This is a genomic window from Prevotella sp. ICM33 (assembly GCF_000517825.1).
GTDB classification, from domain to species: Bacteria; Bacteroidota; Bacteroidia; order Bacteroidales; family Bacteroidaceae; genus Prevotella; species Prevotella melaninogenica.
The window spans coordinates 82,874-103,141 of sequence record NZ_JACD01000071.1; the positions used below are offsets into that span (position 1 = coordinate 82,874).

The following is a 20,268-nucleotide window of genomic DNA, read 5'->3' on the forward strand; positions in this document are numbered from 1 at the left end:
GTCTTGCCGTTAGGAGATACAACTCCTATCATATAGTACAGAAAGCAGAAAAGGTTGAACTACCAATGGTTAGTCCAACCTTTTCTATTTTATTCTTATCATCTCAAACATCGTCTTGCGATGAAGAGACAAACGTCTTATTCAAATGGTACAGCTTTGAAACCATTCTCTCGGTTACTTGCTTCTACATAGATTACGTATCCAAACGTAGGATCCCGTCTAAAGAATAAGTTGAAGGCATAACTGGCATTCTTCCCATCAACACTATTCTTCGCAAAAGCACTTGAACTCCAGTAATAACCGTTATAGCCAATATTCATACAGATTCCCCTCTCATACCATCCTAACTCAGGCAAGAAGAAATACTTATGAAGGTCTGCCTTTGCTGGAGGAGTTTCTGGGATATGAGTATTCTGTGCATATTCTTCTTCTACTGCGACACGTAAATCAGTTACAGGAGCCAATTCGCTTGGCGCTGTTTCCTTGTTCATACCAGTGATATATTGGCTTTTCAGAATCCACATACCGCCCTTATAAAGATGACCTAAGAGAGAGAATAATTGATTTTTATCGCCATGTGGATCGCCTTTAAATACATACCATGCCATCTCGTTAGCATTTGGCAACTTCTTAAACAGCTCTGTTTGCGCATCATTCCTAACACCATATCCAGGGAATGAAGCATTACAATAACGATCAGCATCATCACTCTTTGGATAGTTCGCATTATATGATTCTGGACCATTAACAGTTCCTACAGAAGTTGAACCATTCTTCCAAGGCTGCCAGATAGGGGCTGTTCCACCCGTCTGATGTGGATACCAATAGTTCTGCTTAGCGTCCCACATGTAGTAATTCTGGTCGAAGTTTGGAATTTCCATATCCACTTTCATGTTGTAAGTGGTATTCTCCTTATAAGTAAAAGTACCATAATCCTTTGTTACTACACCCTTGGTTCCTGTTTTAGTATCCTCTAAATAAAACTTAGCCGTAAGTTTGTGTGCACCTGGCTTTATAACGACAAACGAACCATTAGTAGCCATATCTGCTGTTGTCTTACTTAAAGGGAAACCATCTCTATACTCGCTTGGAGAAAGGAGACCACCACCAAATGAGTTTGATTTTAGGGTGATTGTCTTGCTAACAGCGTCATCTTCCAACTGATTGGTTGTCGTATTCAGGGTATAAGTACCTGCAATATTCCCATCAGAAGTCAACTCTATCTTACTGATACGTGTCGAACTTAATTCTGTCTTACCATTGAAAGGCATAAAGCAAAGTATAGCAGCCTTGTGCTGAAGAGTGAACTTAAAGTTACCATCAGGTGTCTTTGAAGTTGTAGCCATACCCCAATCGCCATATTTGCCAACGTCTAAACCACTATTAGGCTTCATTTGCTGCTGTGTAGAAGCAAATGTTATTTTCTTATCAGTGGATCCCTTTCCGAGATAAAGCACCCTATAACTACTCTTGTTTTTATACTGTCCTGGTACTTGGAAGGTGAATGATTCCTCCTCTTGGATAGGATCAAACATATCAGTGCCACCACCTATCGTATTTGTACTCTGTTGCCATACGCCATTGTCATCTTCTACCCATATCTTATCACCAGATGTCCATTTGAAAACTTTTGGATAAGTGATAGAAGTGCGTGTCATTACTGCACCACCAGTAAAAGAGGTTAAGTGTTCATTCTTATGTTCCTTCTCTTCTGTCTTGTTCTTCTCTAACATGTCATCTTGAGCACATGAGGTGAGACTCATACCTATCGTCAGAGCAGCACCAAGAACAAAGAGGTTAATCTTCATAAAATTGTTATTCATTACTTGTTAAGACTTTTAGTTGTATTATCATTTAGAATTACTCACTATTCAGTTACCAGGCCACGCCTCATTAGAGCTACCACCAATAGACTGAGGTCCATCTTCATTATTTGCATCTTGGTGGTCGCCTGTGACTGTCGGATGCTCTTGCGTGGGTGGAGAACCTGCCAAAATTGGCACAACATCAACAACTAAACTTCTCATCTGAGGCCGTGTATAGACACTTCTTAGGCCCTTTGTTACATTTTTCTTCATTTGGTAATTATGATTTGTTTTCTTAAATTTAATTAGTCTTAAAGTTATATTTATTATATACGAATATATGATATTCTTAGGACCTTAAACTCAGTTAGATTCACTTTCTTAGATATGTAGAACTCACTAACAAGCGACCACAATTACTCTCCAGCCAAATTAATAGTCCTAATTAAACTTAACTTGTGCAAAGGTAAGTATAATTTCTTAAAAAGACAAAACATAACTATACTTATTTTTTTTAATAAAAGAAAAAATCCACTGCTTTCCAACTAAAAACAAATTGAGACTAAGCAAAATCATATTTGCTGTCACTTCTGTCATGCCCTTACGACTTGTAATACACTATAATTTAGATTATTACGACAAATGTTAAATATGACAGCAAACAAAAATGAAACTAAAATAGGGGTATATAGTGTGTTTTGTTGCGCACTCAATATTGACAAATCACCTGGACTTATCTAAACTAAGCAGTAGTTCATTGCCCTGTACATCCTTACTTGCAAACAATCGCATGATATTTCGGAAAGGAGCAGGCATGCGTGAGAAATCACTTCCAACACAATCAAAGATAGTGCGATTATTTACTTCAAGTGATGAACACATTTTCCCTTTCCCATAACGATCACGATGCTCACCATCTCTTACCCGTGCTTCTGGGTGCTGACGAATTAGCGTTATGACGCTATCATTCGCCTCTTTGGACAATTTAATACGATTGCCCTCCAGGTAATAGCCATCCCATTCAGATACAGTCATTATCCGTGTCTTCGTATTATATCTGAATTGATAGGCGGGAATAGAGCCTCCTCCATATGAAAGAAACCCTTTGAGGATATAATTCTGTTCCTTTGCAAGATAAGACTTACGTAGGTTAAGGATTTCCTTTTGATGACGATTATATAATAAGGAGTCGATAACAAAAAGACTATAAGCCTTCATGCCTCGGGCTTTATCAAGCTTATTATCCGACCATGCCATCAGTACTCCCCACTGGTCATAGAACTTCCATTGTGCAGAATCAGGGATGAGCGGCGAACCACCAGTGAACCCTTTATACTTCACCTTATCTACTATTCCTCCCCTATCGCACACGAAGAAAGAATATATAGATAATGCAGAACCTTCTGTAATGACATAAGTCTTATCTTTATACCATACAGACTTTGGACCACTAAAAGTGAAAACAAGCAGAGCTATAAATCCACCAACAAGTACAACCACACTGGAGAGGATAATCACCAACACACCTAACAGCTTATTATGGTTTAGGCTCTTTCTGATGACTCTTCCTATGGGATAAAGCCATATAGGAAGGATGCAGAGCATACCATAATATAATAAGCTGTCTAAGACAACATTGAGCCGTAGACCATCTGGCAGACACATGTGCAATATCCACCAACTGAAGCACAGTAGGATGTGAAGTAAGAAGATAGAATATACAATCCGCTTAGTTGTCATAACAATCAGCATTTGTTACGAACAAGGAACATACTTCTTTATTCGTGCGTGATAAATCGTTGTTCGGCTAACTGCTCATACTTTGTACCCTTACGGCCATAGTTAGCGTATGGATAGATACTGATACCACCACGTGGAGTAAAGATTCCAGTCACCTCGATGTACTTAGGATCCATCAACTTGATAAGGTCCTTCATAATCGTATTTACACAATCCTCATGGAAGTCACCGTGGTTGCGGAAGCTAAAAAGATATAACTTCAAACTCTTACTCTCAACCATTCGTACGTCTGGGATGTATGAAATACGAATCTCTGCAAAGTCTGGTTGACCTGTAATAGGACATAAACTGGTAAACTCAGGACAGTTGAAGCGTACCCAATAGTCATTATCAGGATGCTTGTTAACAAATGATTCCAACACCTCTGGTGCATAATCCATTCTGTATTGAGTCTTTGAACCTAATGACTTTAACCCTTCATTTTCTCTTTCCATATTCTTCTTTTTAAAGAAATTAAGCCAATAAGTTTAGTACCCTAATGTGCAATAAACGTTATTGGCTTAACTTGTGTTTTATTTAACTTAATGCAAATATCTTCCAAATACTATAGTTTACATCATTATCATAAGCATCCTCTCCCTCATGTTCCTTCAAAGCCTTTACTATGCGAATGGTGATTGGAAGAGCGATAACCTCATAAACTGTCTTCAATAAAACCTGCCAAAGCATGAGCTTTGGGAGTTCTTCTGTTGGAACAACACCGCCCAACGCTAATGGGAAGAAGATAACTGAATCAAAACTCTCACCCACAATAGTACTAAGAATTGCTCGTAATGAGAAGTTACGTCCCTTGTCGCGAATCTTCATCTTACTCATCACATAGGCATTAGCAAATGAACCTACGATGAAAGCTACGAAAGAAGCTGCTGCCACACGTGGAGCCAAACCAAAGATAGCATGGAAACCTGCTTCATTCGTCCAATAAGGGGCACCCGGAATCCAATCACACAACGCACCCATTGACACGAAGAAGAAGTTCATTGCAAAGCCTGTCCATATCAACAGGCGCGCTTTTTGGAATCCCCACACCTCACAAACACAGTCGTTGATGATGTAAGAGATTGGAAAAACAATCAATCCACCTGTCAATGAGATACCTAACACAGAGATTTGCTTTGTCTCGAGGATGTTTGCCGCAATAAGGCAAACGCAAAAGAGGATGCTGAAAAGCATAAACAGCACACTCACTTGTTGTTTACTTTTTGTCATTGTCTTGTTTTGTTAAAGGGGGTTAATCAAGTACCCCTATTCAATAAAGTGGCTGCAAAGGTACACATTTTTATCCAAATAGCCTTAACTTCTTTAGAAAAAGAAAAGTGTGTTAAAACACTGAACTACAATAACAGACGCCCTGTCTGTCAATAGAATCAGTATTCTAACACACTTAAATGATATACAATATAAGTTTAGGCGTAGCTAAATACGATATTGTAAATTGTCTTATAGAAGCTTAATCTTCCCAAGGAGTGAATGCTATTTCTCCCCATTCGTTTTCTTTTGCTTCAAAACCTTCTACTTCACCTGACTCTCCTCTGTCACCAGGTTTAGGATTAGTTGGCTCTACTGGTACACCACTATGGTTACCAAAATGATTGTCAAGAATGTCACCATTAACATTCAGTACGACCTTCTCACTCTGAGGAGCTATATATATCTTCTTCATAATTGTACTCCCTTCTTACTTAATTACAACCTTCTTACCATTCACGATATAGACACCACGAGTTGGATTCTCAACACGACGACCCTGTAAATCGTAGTAAACACCACTCTCTGTGCTATGCTTTGAGTTTTCGATAGTCTCAATACCAGTTGTACCACCATCCTCGAACTCTAAGACAAAGCCCTTAGCTTGTGCCTCAGCATTGGTAAGTACAAGGAAAGCCTTGTTACCAGGGATATTAGTAACATTACTCTTCACCTTATAGAAACCAATTGGGTTTCTGCTATCAGCGGTGTTGATATTGAAAGCACGGATATTATCACGTGTTACATTGTGTTCTGCTCCAGTACCATCCTTTACGGTCAAGCCATTGATAGCCTCTCCAAAGAATGTTCCACAGAGACGGTTATCGCTTGGATTAAACTTTTCATCACCCTGAGGCAACAACTGATTATCAGCAGGATTTGTTGAGTTACACTCCAAAACGACAGCAGTCTGAGCTGGAACAACATCGCCTTGCTGAGCAAGTTTCTTCACTTTTGCGAAGTAATAACCATCTGCATTCTTAGCTTCAACGCCTTCAATAGTATAAGCTTTCACATCACCCTTAATTTGGAATGGGAAGTCTACATAAAGTGTAGTATAATATTTACCATCTCTACCCCTCATGTTAGTAGAAGGCTTTACACCAAAGTAGTTTGTATCATCAACCTTTTCAAGGATCCACATAGCAGCATCCTTTACTACAGGAAGCTCTGCTCCAAACCACTGGTCTGTAGTATTGTTATTGACAAAGTCGAACTTAGGAAGTGCGCCATCATATTCATTATGAGATGTATTAGCCAAGTCACTTGGATTATAAGCTCTACCCTTTTCAATCTTCTTGAGTGCACCAGACATCAAGTAGTAAGTACGCCCCTGATTAATACGGTCTACACCGAAATAACGTCTAACAACGTCCATGATTTCAGTGTTATTATATTCAGTTGTTGCTATCTTTGCCAAAGCAAGTACCTGCACAGCATCCCACACCTTATCAGGATTCTTTGCCTCTAAAGCCAAGTACAAGTCATTAGAGAGACCTCTTACAGCCGCCTTAATCTGTCCTGCAATACCAGCACCAAATTTTGCTCTAATAGCAAACTCATCATAGAAATCTACAACTGGTTGCATAGAAGGAACCGTTGCAAAAGCATAGTAAGCAGAACGACCATCAGGGGTAGTAACTGGCTGCATGTGCATCTTCAGGTCCCACTTGCCAATAACCTCTGCATTGATGCCGTAATAAGCTGCAGTTCCTACAAATGTGCCAAGCTGAGCTTTCAGCCTATTCTTCAAAGCCTCGTTCACCTGAGCAATAGCTGGATTTAAGTAGCCATTAATAACATCAACACCTTGAGAGCGAAGTTTTGTCACATCGAGCCAATTAGGGTTTTTACTATTATTCTCTGTCTTAAGGTGAATAACAGTACCTGGCAATGTCATTGCCTCAGCCTTAGTGGCATTAGGCTGTGCCGCAATTTTACCCGTTACATAAACATACTGTTTGCCATCTGTACGCTGACGAGCATTTACAATACGATAATAACCATCATCTGGTTTTGTTACAGTAGCTGGTGCTTGTGCTGACGCAGCCACAGAAAAGAATCCTAACACAAGTGTCAGGACTGAGTGTAAATGTTTAACCATAAAGTTTTATATTATGTAATAGTTTTTTTAGCTGATAAGTTCATCCTCTCTAATTCAGCCATACAAAAATAATACTTTATGTAAAAAACAATACAAAAAGGTATGTATTATTAATAAATATTCAACATAACATAGCTTTCATACCTTGTATTTTTAATATCTTTGCAATACTTTCATAGACAGAACTTTTTAATACAGATATTAACGACCTGTGTTTATATTTATAAAAATTCACTTACTATAACTGTATAAAAGCATCATTAAACTCGCACTCATAGCATATTCAACATTCCCAATTACATATAAAAAGGTCGTAAACGCATAAAAAAACATAATTTACCATTGTGATAAGCAGAAAATCATTACTTTTGTAGCCTTATCAAAAGAATGATTAACATGAAGAAGATTATTTTAATGACAGCTCTGGCTACAGCTGTTCTCACTGCAAATGCGCAGGACATCAAGCCATACGAAGAGAAAATGTCTCAGATAGAGGCACAGTTTAAATCACTTGAGGCTGACTATCAGGCTTTCGGTAAGAAAGACCCAGCAACCTTCACGGATGCAGAAAAGGCTAAGTTGAACGAGATTATGAGTAAAGCTGATTCTCTTGACAACTTACAGAAGACTACTGCCTTAGAGATTGCAAGAAAGTTTAAAGACACAAAGTTCCCAGCGAAATACGTTGCTAAGATTATGTATGACGTTGAGTTCGATGAGTTGAAAGAACTTTGCGATCCTAACACTGGCTACTATAACGAGCCTGAAATGACAAAGCCAAAGCAGTTGTTCGAGTCTTATAAGTTGCGTCAGCCAGGTTCTATGTATAAAGACCTCACAATGCAAGACCTCAATGGTAAGCAGGTAAAACTCAGCGATTGGGTTGGTAAAGGCAAGTATGTATTGGTAGATTTCTGGGCAAGTTGGTGTGGTCCATGTCGTGCAGAAATGCCAAACGTTGTAGCAGCTTACAATCGTTATAAGGACAAAGGATTAGAAATTATTGGTGTCAGTTTCGATAGCAAAAAGCTGCAATGGTCTGCTGCCGTTGAGAAGTTAGGTATGACTTGGCCTCAGATGTCAGACCTCAAAGGCTGGGAGTCGAGTGCAGCAGCTGTCTATGGTATCCGCAGTATTCCTTCTAACATCCTCGTCGACCCACAGGGTAAGATTGTTGCAATGGATCTCCGTGAGAACAGATTGCAGGAAGTCTTGGCTGAGAAGTTGAAATAAGAGAAAAGTAATGGTGTGAAAAACAAAAGCCTAAAAGTATAAAAACTTTTGTAAACTCATTCGAGGAAGTGGCAAATTTGTGCCAGACACTCCGATATTTCACATCATATAGACATAAAAGAAGAGTCATATCTAACTCTAATCATGAGTTCAGATATGACTCTTTTTCTTGAATTAAGTATATTGTACTCCAATAAATCTTTTCTATATCATGCTTATACAGCGCTTTACTAATAAGAAGTTGACTCCACCATAACAATCTTTTGCCTGACAATTAACGCTAAATACTATCCGTGTTTACCATTAACACAATATGTGCTGGGCATTTACACAACACGTGCTGAGCATCAACACATCCAAAAAAGATGGGTAGTTACTGATAAGTCAATAGTATCTTGTTTCTTTGCTTTAGCTCAAAAGCAACCTTCTAAGCTAAAGCAAAGGAATAAATTATAGTAAGGAATAGATATAACCTACAAACACAGCCGTAAGCACAGCTCCCTCCCATCGTTCAATCTTGTACTTCGTAAACGAGAAGAGCCATACGAGCATGATTGAGATAACCAGCATAGAAAGGTCTATATAAGTAATACCTTTCAATGTCATTGGGGTTATCATACCCGTAATGCCAAGGATTGCAAGAATGTTAAACACATTAGAACCAAGTGCATTTCCTATTGCAATACCGCTATTTCCTTTACGAGCTGATACAACACTTGTAGCCAATTCTGGAAGAGAAGTTCCTCCTGCCACGATTGTTAAACCAATCACAGCCTCCGATACACCAAGCTTTGTTGCAACAGCCGTAGCCCCTTCTACAAACAAGTTACTACCACCTATCAAACAAAGCAATCCGACGAGAATCCATACAACAGATAACCAAGTAGCCATCGGCTTCTTTCCTTCACCCTCTATAGCCTCTTCAGCATCCGCTCCTTGCTTCTTAGCACCTTTAAGTGTCATATACATAAAAATAAGGAACATCACAAAGAGAATACCAGCATCAAGCCTACTAATATCTCCATCGAGACACATTATCAACAACAAAGCTGATGCTACAAGTGCAAAAGGAATATCCTTTCTTACCGTTGTCTCCATAATCGTCATCGGTGCCACCAATGCCGACACACCAACAATGAGTAAAGCATTAAAGATGTTGGAGCCAACAATATTACCTACTGCCAAGTCTGATGTTCCCTTCAATGCAGAAATAAAACTTACACAGAACTCAGGCATACTTGTACCCATTGCGACAATTGTCAATCCTATCACTATTTGCGGCATCTTCATCTTCTCAGCTACAGCCACAGCACCCTCTGTCAAGCGGTCAGCACCCCATAAAACGAGGGCTATACCCACGACAATAAATAAAATATTCAGTAACATTAATTCTTAAAATATAGAATAAATAAAATATACTTAAGGGATAGAACACTTACTTCAACATCTTCCTACGATCCAGAATCTTGATTGTTCGCCCATGAATCTCTATCGCCCCCTCTTTCTCAAAGTCAGATAGAACACGAAGCAAGGAGAACTTCTGGATACCAAACGAGTCTGCTATCTCCTGACGTGAACGCTCCAAATGTACCTCATTGCTGCCCTGCTCTCCTGCACGTTCCATCAGAAGATAAGCTACCTTCTCACGTACAGTAAACAGACTAAGCACCTTCATCTTCTGCGTCAAGAACACATCAATATTTGAGAGAATACGAATATAGTTCATACGAATCGTCTCATCCAAATCTATTAGACGCTTCAACTCCTCTGGACGCATGCGAAATAGCTGTACTTTACCATCTGTTTCGACACTGACAGGTAGACTCCTGTCCTTAGAAAAGATAAAAGCAGGAGCTACCATATTGCCACTATGCAATCGACTCACCTCTACCTGTTTGCCCGATAAAGCTGCCATACGACAGATAAGCTTACCACTTACAACAATATCAACATACTTGCAAGGCATACCCGCTAAGGCATATACCTCATGTGAAGGCAGAGATACAAGCTGATAACTAATATTTCCTAATGTTAGGTCTATTTCAATCTCACTCATTCCTGCAAAAAGTGGACAGGAACGGAGTGCTTTCATTACATTATTTTCCATGGTCACAAAGTTACAAAGATTCTCTTGATTACTACAAATTTAACTCGATTTAACTCAACTTGGACACATTTGTTACCCCACTTTCTCCTCGATTATATTTAATTTTGCACATAAATAAAACGAACAAGATAAAGTAAAGATAACAATGACACAAACATTTTCTCAAAGCACTATCCCTTTTAAAGCATGGGACCTCGACCTACTTGTAGACTATGTACTAAAGTTTCATCATCGTTACATTCGCAAGCAGGGTGAGGAACTTGCTATCAGATTGAACTCACTTACAGCTAATCATCCTGAACTCGATCGTGTAGTAGATCATTTCCGCAACAGTGTTGCCGACCTTGACCTCCACTGTCAGAAGGAAGAGAATATTCTCTTTCCATACATTATCGACATTTTCAATGCAGCTGAGTATGGTCAAGAGCATGCACCTTTCCATTGTGGTACAATCCAACATCCGATCAATGCAATGATGGCTGACCACAACGACGAGATAGAACGTCATGAGCGTATTGCAGAACTAACAAATGATTACACAGCCCCTGAGGGTGCTGAACCAGAATATGTGAAGGCACTTGCAGACCTTCGTCAGTTCCGCGACAATCTCCTCGAACATATCTTCGTAGAAAACGAGATAATATTCCCACGGGCATTAATGATGGAATAAGATAATGAAAATCAAACGTGCTTACGCGCCGGTTGAAGAAACCGACGGTTATCGAATCCTCGTTGACCGATTATGGCCGCGAGGTATCAGTAAAGAAAAGGCACAAATCGACCTTTGGTTGAAATCTGTTGCGCCAAGTAATGAACTGCGTAAGTGGTTCGGTCATGACCCCGACCGGTTTGCAGAGTTCTCTGAACGATATCGTGCAGAGTTAACTGCAAGTGGAGCCTTAGACGAACTGCGTGCTGTCCTCAAGGAACATCCTACCGCTACCCTACTCTTTGCGGCACATGATGAGGAACATAACAACGCGGTTGTATTACAACACCTGCTTGAAAAGGAATAATCTTTTATTCCATTAAAGCAGGAGGAGCAAAAGAAACAAAGTGAGAAAGCAAAACAAAAGGGGGCAGACATCGACGTCTGTCCCCTTTCTTGTTGCTCTTTTCTGACACACACTCAAGGTATCAGAAACTGATTCCTTAACGCTTTAAGGTGAAAGACTTTACGCCTTTATCGGTGTTAAGCTTCAAGACAAATACCTTTGGCTGAACACCAGATAAGTCAATACGCTGCTGATAACCGCCTTGCTGCAAGAGACTACCGTCTGTTGAGAAAAGCTGATACGTCTGATACTTGCCGTTAATGGTCAGTTCTGAACCGCTAACAATTGGTAACAGTGCATCATCATCACCACCAGCAACATTGCTGATACCTGCAGTGATAGGTTGAGCAAGCAACTTCACGATGATAGGTTCTGCCCCACGTGTCTGGACAAGTAGTGCAGCAGCGTGCGTCTTTGAGTCATTACTTTTGAAGCCAACGGCAATCGAACCACCTTCGAGTGGCAACTTCTCATGTGAAAGTTTAAAATACTTCTTCTGAGCGGAAGGTGCCAAGGTAATTGTTACAGGTGCCGTTGTACGATCACTATATATATTAAGTGGCTGAGGTGTCATCTCTTGTCCTGGACGGAATACAAACTGAATGAAGTCATTGTCAACACTCAGTTCTGGAAGGTCAGTACGTCCGAAGGTTACATCATCAATCATAAAGTTCAGGGAAGTAGCATTACCCCCCACAGGACTATAGTAAGAAAAAGCCACATGGAACTTATCATCGATTGCAAGTCCTTCTACCTTAGAAAGGTCTATACGGTAATCAAACCACATATCAGGCTCCAACTTAACCCCTGCTGGGACATATTGAGATATATCTAAGAAGTAAGGTGTAGCCTTACCATCCTTCTCTGTGATGATATAAAAGCCGAACAGTTCTTCGCCATTAGTAGTCTGATTACGATACATCAAACTGAAAGTTAAATCCTTACTTTGTGCATTCTTATAAGATAGGGTTGGAGAAATAAGCCAGCTTTCATGCTCACGTCTATCCTCAACACCATATTTCAAGAAAGAAATCTGTGCTACTTCATTCTCTACAACCGACTGATCTGCATTCTTCTGTTGCCATGCATAGAATGGACGTTCACCACGTATAGTGAGGTTCTGCCAACCCTTCAAGCCAAGAATACGTGTATGGCGTAAGTCTGAGAAAGTTTCATTAAGGACTGCTAAAGGTTTGCTATCCGCATCCTTTAGCATTGCTTCTTCAATCTTATCGAATGCTTCCCGTTCATCTACAGTATTTGGACTGATCGTAACACGCTGAACCTCTACACTCTCTGAAGATACAAAGCGTACGAGGGTAGGACGATGCGTACCCACAACATATTTACCATCTGCATCGCCTACAGTGAGTGATTTCCAGTGACCACCACCATCAATAGAATATTCGGCAGTACACTTTGCAGCACTACTTACTGGAGATAGCTGAAGTGTATTAACTCCATTGGCAACCAATTCATCATAGTAGAGTGTGTCTTTTGCTGCCAACGTAACATTACTTTTACTATTCCACTTACCATTAAGTTTCCAGTAACCTAAGTCAAACTTATGAAAACCCTTCCACGCATCACCAGTAAAGCGATTGTCCATCGCACGATTATCCGTGAAATTCTCAACTAAATCAGCTGAAGTAGCAGCCTCAGAAACACCCTTAAGTTTGATAACCAACGTATCTGCCAAGACACTTGAAACCCTCAACTCAGCCTCATAGACTCCTGCTTTACGTGGTGCGAAGGTCACCTTTACAGGACGATGATAGAGCTTACCAGAACTTGTCGCATAGTAATACTGTCCCACATCAATGCGGAAAGGAGAATTTGCATCATGCTTCAGAGCAAGGTTAACATTCGTAATAACATCCTTTATATCAAAATCAAGTAACTGTTCGTCAGTCTTGTTAGGTGCTGCACTCATCTCACGAACCTGTCCCGACTTAAGTTTTATCGTTGGAGTAGTACCTGCTTTCTTAAAATAACCAGTCAAATTGAGCGAACCACTGTTTTCAGCATCAGCACCAGAGAAGCGGAGTTTATAGGTATTACTACCCACATAAACGCCTGCTACCTGTGGCGTAATTGTCAGATTAGCTTTAATAGTACTATTCCTTGGTAATTTCTCAACATCTAACTTCATTACAGAAGAAGACTTAGTACCCCCGAAGTTTGGTGTCTGATCAGCACTAAGGTGCATACCCTGTAAGGCGATTGGAAAGGTTGTAGCTTGTCCGACCTCACCCATCATCGTACGATACTGTGGAAGAATAGCTACGAGTGGAGTTTTATCCTTGTCTGATAAACGCAACACACTGAAGTCGTCCATGCGTACCTGACTTCCTGGAGCTACCAAAAGAGCAAACTCTAACTTCACTGCACCAGCTGGACAAACCGTACGGAACTTCAAATCACCATACGCTTTCATACGTCCAAAGTAGATATCAGGATTATTAATAAAGTCTTTTTCGGTAGAAACGAGTTCGTTACCAGCAGTATCCAACCAACGCAAAGCAAGACGGAATGGACCTTCCCTACGCTTGCTCTCTATCGTACTATAATGTACAAGACATTCTAATTCATCGCCTTGCACTACCTCCTTTCCTGTACGCTTAAGGTCAATCACCTGCTTAAGACATCCCTCCACATTAGCAGCAGTCTCAATACCAACACCGAAACCAGTATCACTACTGTATCGATCACCAGCCCTCAATTGAGTAACAGTTCCTACAGTAACCCAATGCGTAGGCTTACCATCATTAAATGAATAGAAAAAAGGATCATCTAACAACTCTACTGTTGTCTGCTCAGTAGCAACTTCTCCCATAGGTTTAGCCGCTCGAGGTGTTCCATTTTGCGCGTATGCCGTACTTGTAAAACCAGCTAAACAAAGGCTTACAAACAGCTTTGCAGATAAGTAAAAATTCTTCATTGACATCTAATTTTTGATTAACATACCGCAAATATAAGAATTATTTACACACAAACAAAGTTTTATTACATTTTATTTTATTATCTCCTAAAAATAATATTATTCCAAACTAAAAGGTGTATAATCACCCATTAATTATAAGTAAACGGTGGTTTTATTAAGCCTATCAGCCCTATAAGCCCCATATGGGTTATACGTCAAATTGTCAGAAAGAACAGACAAAATGTCACAAAAACTCTAATGGTATGCTCCTTGCATAATAGTCAGTACAAAACATTAACAAACAAATTAAAGAAAAGGAGATAAAATTATGTATAGAAATTCATGGTTACCAGAGGTTTTCAATGATTTTTTGAACACTACAAATATGCCTAAGGCAAATCCAACAGCACCAGCTATCAACGTACTGGAGTCTGAAAAAGATTATATAGTAGAACTTGCAGCACCGGGGTTGAGTAAGGAGGACTTCGATGTTAATATCAACAGCGATGGCGACTTGACCATCAAGATGGAAAAGAAAGCCGAGGAGAGCGAGCAAAAGGCTCATTACCTCCGTCGTGAGTTCGCATATAGCAAGTATGAGCAGACACTTATTCTGCCTGATGATGTTCAGAAGGAAAGTATTGCTGCACGTGTTGCAAATGGTGTACTCACCATTACCTTGCCTAAGATTAAGGTTGAAGAGCAGAAGGTTGCACGCCAGATTACAGTGGGCTAAACGCTCCACTACTCCCTGATGAAAGGTTTTTGTTCTGACGCTATAAGCTGAAGAACCTTGATAAAATGGATTAGTTATTGGTGAATATGCCCCCAGACAGAAAATGTTTGGGGGCTTTTTTGATTCTTCCGATAACAGTTTATTCCCTTACCATCCAATATATGTAAACTATTTTCATGCAACTCAAAACCAAAACATGCTCTTTTAGCTTCTAAAAGACGCNTAATTGACTTGCAAAAGGTGCCCTTTTAAGGCCCAACTAACGCCCTTTTGAAGTCCTATTAAGCACCTTTTACTTTACTACTTTGTAATTAATTGATTCCCTGTTAGTTACAAACTTGCCTTTTTCTCGTATTTTTATCCTTATTTATAGCTGTTTTATTCGAAATTATGTAATGATTTTTCAAATCCTCCTCTACGACTTTGATGGCTTAAAACAAAAAGGGTTTCTGTGTCGAAGGGTAATAATAAAATAGGTGGTTTGACAGTCTTAGCTATACTTCTGTTTTATCCTTAACTTTTGTTCTTTCGCTAAAGCTATATGAAAAACACCTATACTCGCCCTTAAAACAAAAAGAAATACAACACTTTTTATAACAACAACTTGACAAGTTAGCAGATTATACGTATATTTGCGAGTGAAGACGATAATATTCATTTAAGGAAGACGATGAAGACAAAGCATACTATCCCCATTATATTGTCTGCTTTCTTACTCTCATGTACAGGAAAGACTAACGGACAATCACAACAGTCAGTAGAGAATACTCTCACTGTTGAGCAAGCAGCCACTGCTAAAAAGCAACGTTTAGCACCTCCCCCTGGCTACAAAAAAGTAAAACTTACTGAGGGTACATTTGGTTCGTTCCTACGAAATTTACCACTTAAGCCTGTTGGAAGTGACTTACATTATTATAATGGTAGTATCAAACGGCGAAATTATGCTGGTGCGGTCGTAGACATTGACTTTGGTCATGGAGAGGTAGAACAGTGTGCTGACGCTGTTATCTACCTAAGAGCCTTATGGCTTTGGCAAACAAAGCAGTATGACAAGATTCACTTCAACTTTACCAATGGCTTCAGAGCTGATTACGCTCGTTGGGCAAAAGGAGAGCGTATCCACATTGATAAGAAGACATGGCGGTGCTGGTATAGTAAGGACACTGCTGCAGATTATTCTTATAAGACATTCCGTAAGTATTTAAATCTCGTCTTTACGTATGCAGGAACAGCCTCACTTGAAAAGGAGTTAACTACTATTACAGGCAAAGAATTGCAGGTTGGCGATGTGATTATCAACGGTGGTCATCCCGGACATACTGTCATTGTTGTAGACAAAGCAGTCAACAAGAAGGGAGAAGCCGTCTACCTGCTTGCACAAGGCTATACGCCAGCGCAAGAAATTGAGATTTTTAACCAGTGGTTCAGTATTAATCCACAGATCAAATACCTTGACACTCCAGACTGGTATTTCCGTGGTAACTATGCAAAACGATTTTAGTTAGCCGTCAATTAGCCTTAGAATAGACAAGAAAAAAGCACTGTGAGTTCGGTCACAGTGCTTTTATTGTTTCGTTTTCTGACTTGAAAGTAATATTACAATCTGTCATCAATGTTATCGCCCTCTGTTGGTTTCATATCCTCTTCAAAGTTGGTGATACCAGCCTTAACGAGAATTTCATACCACTGAAGGAGCTTCTTGATGTCGCTTGTGTGTACACGATCACGGTCGAAGTCAGGAAGAACCTCTGCAAAGTAGTTCTGCAACTCCTTAGCTGAAGCCTTACGCCAGTTCAGAGAAGCCACCTTGCCCTCTTCCTTGTCGCGCAACTTTGCCAACACCTCACCCAATGGAACATCGTCAGACTCTGTGAACATAGCAATATCAGCAAGACTCGTCACACGGTCTGTGCCGAATGCAGGCTGACGCTTATGGCTCTCATCAAGCGACTCAACAATAAGATTCATTTTACCACGGCTTACCAGCTTATAAAGACCTGGCTTACCTGCGATTGAAAGGATTGTCTGTAACATTTTAATCTATTCTTGTTTATAATTTAATTATTCTGAAATAACGGAAAGCAAGTGGTCTACCTGTGGAGCGAGAGGGCATATACCATCGTTGATGATTTCATAATCACTACGTCGTATCACTTCCTCTTGCGGTAGTTGACGTGCTATCCACTCAAGGGTCTTTTCCCTACTAATACTATCACGTGCCATCACACGACGAATACGTACTTCTTCTGGCGCTGTAACGCATACTACCTTATCTATATGAGTACGCTTATCAAAACCACTATCAAAGAGTATCGCACTCTCAAGCCACGATTGACCCGATTGCTCAAAATCATGAGCTACAGCAGGATGTATCACGGCATTGACCGCCTGTACATGTGCCTCACTCTGTAAGAGATAGGCTGCAAGAATGGCTTTTTGCAAGACACCATCACGGAAGACATCCTCACCGACAAGTGCAGAGAGTTGTTGTTGTAGTGGTTGGGAGGTACGCATCAATTCCTTTGCGTGCGCATCACAATCATAAACAGAGATACCTCGTTCCGCAAGAAGCTTACAGACGTAAGACTTTCCGCTACCAATACCACCAGTCAACGCTACTATCATCGCTGCTCAATGAGATAATCAACCGTATTTACTTCTGGTCGTACGTTGCGTACACCATTAGGAGAACTTATCACATAGATAGGACATTTCTCGCTATTATTTTTCTCTATATCTTCGTAGTTGACTACAACACGGAAACCTACAGGGAGAAGTTCCTTTGTCTCCGCATTCTTTGGCATCGAACGCATACGATAGGCACCTACCACAAACTTCACTTTTATCTTGCTTGGGAAGGTACGCATCACCTTGTTGTCAGGCATATTGACAGCTTCAATTGGTACCTCAACCGTCTCCTCTGTAAGTACATCTGGATAGAGTTTCATCTTTACACTGGAAGGAACACACTTGGCATTCGTAAACTTTCGGAGGTCTACAGTCAACTCCTTGACATCTGTAAAATTGGTAATATACTGTCGCTCTGTATAGACTGTTTGAATACTGTCCAACACATTACGCGCTGCATAAACCTGAACGCTATCTGGAGTAAAGTCTACACGAGCAAGATAATAATTATCACCAGGTGTTACTGTCCCCAAAAGGCGTACAGGTACCTTTTTATGACGACCAAAGTTAAATGAGAAAGAGAACTTTCCCGCCTTGACAGAAGCTATCTTTGAACTCTTTGACAGTTGAAGATAAATCTGACGTTGAAGGTCTGCAATGGGTACATCTCCCTTACTTCGTCCGTCACTATGAACTTTGTAGTCGACATAGATAGGGCGGAATGTATCATCAAGACCATAATACGCAATCATATATCCCTTGTCTCGCACAGTAAAACGGACAACAGAATCAAGGTCACTGGTAATAACCACATTACGAGGAACACCCGTCATGCGAAGTGGTATACTGAATTCACCCTCATAAGTTTCGTTCAGTGTCATTATCAACCAGAACCCTCCACTCAATACCAAGAAAAACAAAAAAATCAGAAACTCCTTGTTGAATATCCTCAACAAGAAGTTCCTGAAGGTACTGAATGTATGAAGCGATTTGCTTGTTTTCATCAAATGCTTTCCTTCTTTTCTATCAATAAGGTTTACTTAGTCTGACCCTGCTGAGAAGCCTGTACGTTTGCAAATACGTAGTTCTTATCAACAGTGATAACAACACCACGTGCAATCTCAACTTCAACCTTATTGGTTGTCATATCAATATGCTTTACTGTGCCATAGATTCCACCACCAGTCACAACAGAATCACCTGCTGAGAGAGCATTCTGGAAAGCACGAATCTCCTTCTGCTTCTTCTGCTGTGGACGAATCATGAAAAACCACATGATGGCGAAGATAGCTACCATCATGATAATCATAGGCATTGGGCTGCCTTGACCTGCAGCCTGTGCTGCGAGGATAAATGTTGTATTCATTATTTATCAGTTATTATGTTCTTAATTTATGAACGTGAAAAGGAGGCTATAGGCAAGCATAACGTCTGAAAGGCTTTTATAAACACTCATCATTATTATGCTAAACAAGCCTCTTTCGTGACGATTCTTAAAAGCTTTCCGCCTATGTCTTTATTCCTTATTCTCCGCCTGATCAGTTGCTTGCTGCTGACGATAAGCCACACGCTGAGCAGAAGTTTGCGCAACCGTTGGGCGACGTCCCTCACGACGTGGTGCTCTTTCGTCTTGGCGTTCATTGCGAGGACGATGCTGACGAGGCTCAGGCATTGTCTTCATCATCTTACCAGTCTGTATGAGATGACGTGCAATCGTATCAAGCATACCATTGATATATCCACCACTTCTCGGTGTACTATACAATTTAGCCAAGTCAACATACTCGTTGATGGTCACCGTTACTGGGATATTAGGGAATGTAAGCATCTCAGCAATAGCTATCTGCATGATGACAACATCCATATAAGCCAAACGAGAGAAATCCCAGTTGCGACTTGACTCACTCATATAACGCTGATAATCGTCTGCATTGAGAATTGTTGAACGGAAGAGTTTAAGTGCAAAGTCACGGTCCTCTTCGTCACGATATTCTGGCAGAAGCTCTTGATCAGCACCATTAGCAGGGTCGAATCGTTTGATAGTCTTGATAACGAAGGTATCAACAACCTCCTTATCATCATTCCAATAAAGACTCTTCTCCTCCAACACAGCATCCAAATCAGGATTCTCCTGTATGAGAGTACGATATATCTTACGCCACACCTCACGGTCTGCCTCGTACGAATCATCATCACTTGCCATGTACTCTTGGTAGATAGTGCTCTGTTCAATCTGATCACAGAGTTTACGAACAGCCTCCATATCATCTTCCCAACGACGTTTTTGTGATTCCATGAAAAGGTTAAGCTGCTTATTTTCTTCCAACTGAACAGCAAACTTATTGTTTACAAAACGACTTGAGGGAGCCTCAGTCCCCTCACGGTTGGCACGATTTGCAGCTATTTCCACGCGATGGCGCTCCTCTTGCGTGACTGATACGATTAAGGCCAAGAGGTAATTATAGAGGTCATACGCTTTCGCCAAGCTGAAAAGAAGTTCCTTCTCAGCATTGTCCATATTCCTGTTACCGTTCTGATAGTATGCATAGGTTAACTGGACAATCTTAATTCTTATTAATTCCCTATTGATCATTGTCTTTTCTAAAAGATTGTGTTTCGTATTGAATAC

Annotated in this window: 20 protein-coding genes; 5 read left to right on the forward strand and 15 right to left on the reverse strand. The window is 40.3% G+C overall.

The features are described from left to right. Window positions 1-137: 137 nt before the first annotated feature. The 7 genes from HMPREF1505_RS08240 to HMPREF1505_RS08270 form a co-directional block, all read right to left on the reverse strand. Complete coding sequence (locus tag HMPREF1505_RS08240) at window positions 138-1,823, reverse strand: hypothetical protein (protein WP_036924508.1); 1,686 nt, start codon at window positions 1,821-1,823, stop codon at window positions 138-140. Window positions 1,824-1,871: 48 nt separating this feature from the next. Next, the gene (locus HMPREF1505_RS08245) at window positions 1,872-2,027 is read right to left on the reverse strand and encodes a hypothetical protein (protein WP_155948930.1); all 156 of its coding nucleotides are present in this window, start codon (window positions 2,025-2,027) and stop codon (window positions 1,872-1,874) included. Between the two features lie 501 nt (window positions 2,028-2,528). Beyond that, the gene (locus tag HMPREF1505_RS08250) at window positions 2,529-3,545 is read right to left on the reverse strand and encodes an endopeptidase (RefSeq protein ID WP_231480377.1); all 1,017 of its coding nucleotides are present in this window, start codon (window positions 3,543-3,545) and stop codon (window positions 2,529-2,531) included. A 38-nt stretch (window positions 3,546-3,583) separates the two neighbouring features. Then, window positions 3,584-4,039, reverse strand: a complete 456-nt coding sequence (gene queF / locus HMPREF1505_RS08255) for a preQ(1) synthase (RefSeq protein ID WP_036924513.1) — start codon at window positions 4,037-4,039, stop codon at window positions 3,584-3,586. Between the two features lie 82 nt (window positions 4,040-4,121). Next, the gene (locus HMPREF1505_RS08260; RefSeq protein ID WP_036924516.1) at window positions 4,122-4,814 is read right to left on the reverse strand and encodes a queuosine precursor transporter; all 693 of its coding nucleotides are present in this window, start codon (window positions 4,812-4,814) and stop codon (window positions 4,122-4,124) included. A 241-nt stretch (window positions 4,815-5,055) separates the two neighbouring features. After that, window positions 5,056-5,268, reverse strand: a complete 213-nt coding sequence (locus HMPREF1505_RS08265; protein WP_036924518.1) for a hypothetical protein — start codon at window positions 5,266-5,268, stop codon at window positions 5,056-5,058. 15 nt (window positions 5,269-5,283) lie between these two features. Beyond that, window positions 5,284-6,957 carry a hypothetical protein gene (locus HMPREF1505_RS08270; RefSeq protein WP_036924521.1) on the reverse strand — a complete coding sequence of 558 codons (1,674 nt, stop codon included), beginning with the start codon at window positions 6,955-6,957 and terminating at the stop codon, window positions 5,284-5,286. A 396-nt stretch (window positions 6,958-7,353) separates the two neighbouring features. Between HMPREF1505_RS08270 and HMPREF1505_RS08275 the strand changes: the two genes are divergently transcribed. Further along, window positions 7,354-8,190, forward strand: coding sequence for a TlpA disulfide reductase family protein (locus HMPREF1505_RS08275; RefSeq protein WP_036924675.1), 837 nt, complete (start codon window positions 7,354-7,356; stop codon window positions 8,188-8,190). 450 nt (window positions 8,191-8,640) lie between these two features. On the opposite strand, the gene HMPREF1505_RS08280 is transcribed toward HMPREF1505_RS08275, so the two are convergent. Further along, on the reverse strand, window positions 8,641-9,576 hold the full coding sequence (locus HMPREF1505_RS08280) for a calcium/sodium antiporter (protein ID WP_036924523.1): 936 nt from the start codon (window positions 9,574-9,576) through the stop codon (window positions 8,641-8,643). 49 nt (window positions 9,577-9,625) lie between these two features. Then, window positions 9,626-10,297 (reverse strand): Crp/Fnr family transcriptional regulator, encoded by a 672-nt coding sequence (locus HMPREF1505_RS08285; protein ID WP_013264218.1) that lies wholly within the window; start codon window positions 10,295-10,297, stop codon window positions 9,626-9,628. A 145-nt stretch (window positions 10,298-10,442) separates the two neighbouring features. Here HMPREF1505_RS08285 and HMPREF1505_RS08290 point away from each other — a divergent pair, with 145 nt between their 5' ends. Both HMPREF1505_RS08290 and HMPREF1505_RS08295 read left to right on the forward strand, forming a co-directional pair. Next, the gene (locus HMPREF1505_RS08290; RefSeq protein WP_036924529.1) at window positions 10,443-10,967 is read left to right on the forward strand and encodes a hemerythrin domain-containing protein; all 525 of its coding nucleotides are present in this window, start codon (window positions 10,443-10,445) and stop codon (window positions 10,965-10,967) included. Window positions 10,968-10,971: 4 nt separating this feature from the next. Further along, window positions 10,972-11,313: a DUF488 domain-containing protein gene (locus tag HMPREF1505_RS08295; RefSeq protein ID WP_036924532.1), complete on the forward strand. Its 342-nt coding sequence runs from the start codon at window positions 10,972-10,974 to the stop codon at window positions 11,311-11,313. A gap of 136 nt (window positions 11,314-11,449) precedes the next feature. On the opposite strand, the gene HMPREF1505_RS08300 is transcribed toward HMPREF1505_RS08295, so the two are convergent. Continuing rightward, a complete protein-coding gene (locus HMPREF1505_RS08300; RefSeq protein ID WP_036924534.1) occupies window positions 11,450-14,293 on the reverse strand; it encodes a choice-of-anchor J domain-containing protein in 2,844 nt (947 codons plus the stop codon). 310 nt (window positions 14,294-14,603) lie between these two features. Between HMPREF1505_RS08300 and HMPREF1505_RS08305 the strand changes: the two genes are divergently transcribed. Both HMPREF1505_RS08305 and HMPREF1505_RS08310 read left to right on the forward strand, forming a co-directional pair. Beyond that, window positions 14,604-15,011, forward strand: coding sequence for an Hsp20/alpha crystallin family protein (locus tag HMPREF1505_RS08305; RefSeq protein ID WP_004361325.1), 408 nt, complete (start codon window positions 14,604-14,606; stop codon window positions 15,009-15,011). A 670-nt stretch (window positions 15,012-15,681) separates the two neighbouring features. After that, the gene (locus tag HMPREF1505_RS08310) at window positions 15,682-16,512 is read left to right on the forward strand and encodes a DUF4846 domain-containing protein (RefSeq protein WP_036924538.1); all 831 of its coding nucleotides are present in this window, start codon (window positions 15,682-15,684) and stop codon (window positions 16,510-16,512) included. A 95-nt stretch (window positions 16,513-16,607) separates the two neighbouring features. On the opposite strand, the gene HMPREF1505_RS08315 is transcribed toward HMPREF1505_RS08310, so the two are convergent. The 5 genes from HMPREF1505_RS08315 to nusB all read right to left on the reverse strand — a co-directional run bounded on the left by HMPREF1505_RS08315 (window position 16,608) and on the right by nusB (window position 20,232). Further along, window positions 16,608-17,045 (reverse strand): DUF5606 domain-containing protein, encoded by a 438-nt coding sequence (locus HMPREF1505_RS08315; protein WP_004361327.1) that lies wholly within the window; start codon window positions 17,043-17,045, stop codon window positions 16,608-16,610. A gap of 27 nt (window positions 17,046-17,072) precedes the next feature. Then, window positions 17,073-17,636 (reverse strand): dephospho-CoA kinase, encoded by a 564-nt coding sequence (coaE, locus tag HMPREF1505_RS08320; protein ID WP_036924541.1) that lies wholly within the window; start codon window positions 17,634-17,636, stop codon window positions 17,073-17,075. Then, the gene (locus HMPREF1505_RS08325; RefSeq protein ID WP_036924544.1) at window positions 17,633-18,643 is read right to left on the reverse strand and encodes a CdaR family protein; all 1,011 of its coding nucleotides are present in this window, start codon (window positions 18,641-18,643) and stop codon (window positions 17,633-17,635) included. The genes coaE and HMPREF1505_RS08325 overlap by 4 nt, the downstream gene beginning before the upstream one ends. A 32-nt stretch (window positions 18,644-18,675) precedes the next feature. Continuing rightward, complete coding sequence (gene yajC / locus HMPREF1505_RS08330) at window positions 18,676-19,005, reverse strand: preprotein translocase subunit YajC (RefSeq protein WP_036866112.1); 330 nt, start codon at window positions 19,003-19,005, stop codon at window positions 18,676-18,678. Window positions 19,006-19,155: 150 nt separating this feature from the next. Continuing rightward, a complete protein-coding gene (gene nusB / locus HMPREF1505_RS08335; protein ID WP_036924546.1) occupies window positions 19,156-20,232 on the reverse strand; it encodes a transcription antitermination factor NusB in 1,077 nt (358 codons plus the stop codon). Between the last annotated feature and the right edge of the window lie 36 nt (window positions 20,233-20,268).

Bases quoted from the DNA above. Each gene is read 5' to 3' on its own strand.
- HMPREF1505_RS08240 (WP_036924508.1), bottom strand. From the start codon at position 1,823: ATGAATAACAATTTTATGAAGATTAACCTCTTTGTTCTTGGTGCTGCT.
- HMPREF1505_RS08245 (WP_155948930.1), bottom strand. From the start codon at position 2,027: ATGAGAAGTTTAGTTGTTGATGTTGTGCCAATTTTGGCAGGTTCTCCA.
- HMPREF1505_RS08250 (WP_231480377.1), bottom strand. From the start codon at position 3,545: ATGACAACTAAGCGGATTGTATATTCTATCTTCTTACTTCACATCCTA.
- queF (WP_036924513.1), bottom strand. From the start codon at position 4,039: ATGGAAAGAGAAAATGAAGGGTTAAAGTCATTAGGTTCAAAGACTCAA.
- HMPREF1505_RS08260 (WP_036924516.1), bottom strand. From the start codon at position 4,814: ATGACAAAAAGTAAACAACAAGTGAGTGTGCTGTTTATGCTTTTCAGC.
- HMPREF1505_RS08265 (WP_036924518.1), bottom strand. From the start codon at position 5,268: ATGAAGAAGATATATATAGCTCCTCAGAGTGAGAAGGTCGTACTGAAT.
- HMPREF1505_RS08270 (WP_036924521.1), bottom strand. From the start codon at position 6,957: ATGGTTAAACATTTACACTCAGTCCTGACACTTGTGTTAGGATTCTTT.
- HMPREF1505_RS08275 (WP_036924675.1), top strand. From the start codon at position 7,354: ATGAAGAAGATTATTTTAATGACAGCTCTGGCTACAGCTGTTCTCACT.
- HMPREF1505_RS08280 (WP_036924523.1), bottom strand. From the start codon at position 9,576: ATGTTACTGAATATTTTATTTATTGTCGTGGGTATAGCCCTCGTTTTA.
- HMPREF1505_RS08285 (WP_013264218.1), bottom strand. From the start codon at position 10,297: ATGGAAAATAATGTAATGAAAGCACTCCGTTCCTGTCCACTTTTTGCA.
- HMPREF1505_RS08290 (WP_036924529.1), top strand. From the start codon at position 10,443: ATGACACAAACATTTTCTCAAAGCACTATCCCTTTTAAAGCATGGGAC.
- HMPREF1505_RS08295 (WP_036924532.1), top strand. From the start codon at position 10,972: ATGAAAATCAAACGTGCTTACGCGCCGGTTGAAGAAACCGACGGTTAT.
- HMPREF1505_RS08300 (WP_036924534.1), bottom strand. From the start codon at position 14,293: ATGAAGAATTTTTACTTATCTGCAAAGCTGTTTGTAAGCCTTTGTTTA.
- HMPREF1505_RS08305 (WP_004361325.1), top strand. From the start codon at position 14,604: ATGTATAGAAATTCATGGTTACCAGAGGTTTTCAATGATTTTTTGAAC.
- HMPREF1505_RS08310 (WP_036924538.1), top strand. From the start codon at position 15,682: ATGAAGACAAAGCATACTATCCCCATTATATTGTCTGCTTTCTTACTC.
- HMPREF1505_RS08315 (WP_004361327.1), bottom strand. From the start codon at position 17,045: ATGTTACAGACAATCCTTTCAATCGCAGGTAAGCCAGGTCTTTATAAG.
- coaE (WP_036924541.1), bottom strand. From the start codon at position 17,636: ATGATAGTAGCGTTGACTGGTGGTATTGGTAGCGGAAAGTCTTACGTC.
- HMPREF1505_RS08325 (WP_036924544.1), bottom strand. From the start codon at position 18,643: ATGAAAACAAGCAAATCGCTTCATACATTCAGTACCTTCAGGAACTTC.
- yajC (WP_036866112.1), bottom strand. From the start codon at position 19,005: ATGAATACAACATTTATCCTCGCAGCACAGGCTGCAGGTCAAGGCAGC.
- nusB (WP_036924546.1), bottom strand. From the start codon at position 20,232: ATGATCAATAGGGAATTAATAAGAATTAAGATTGTCCAGTTAACCTAT.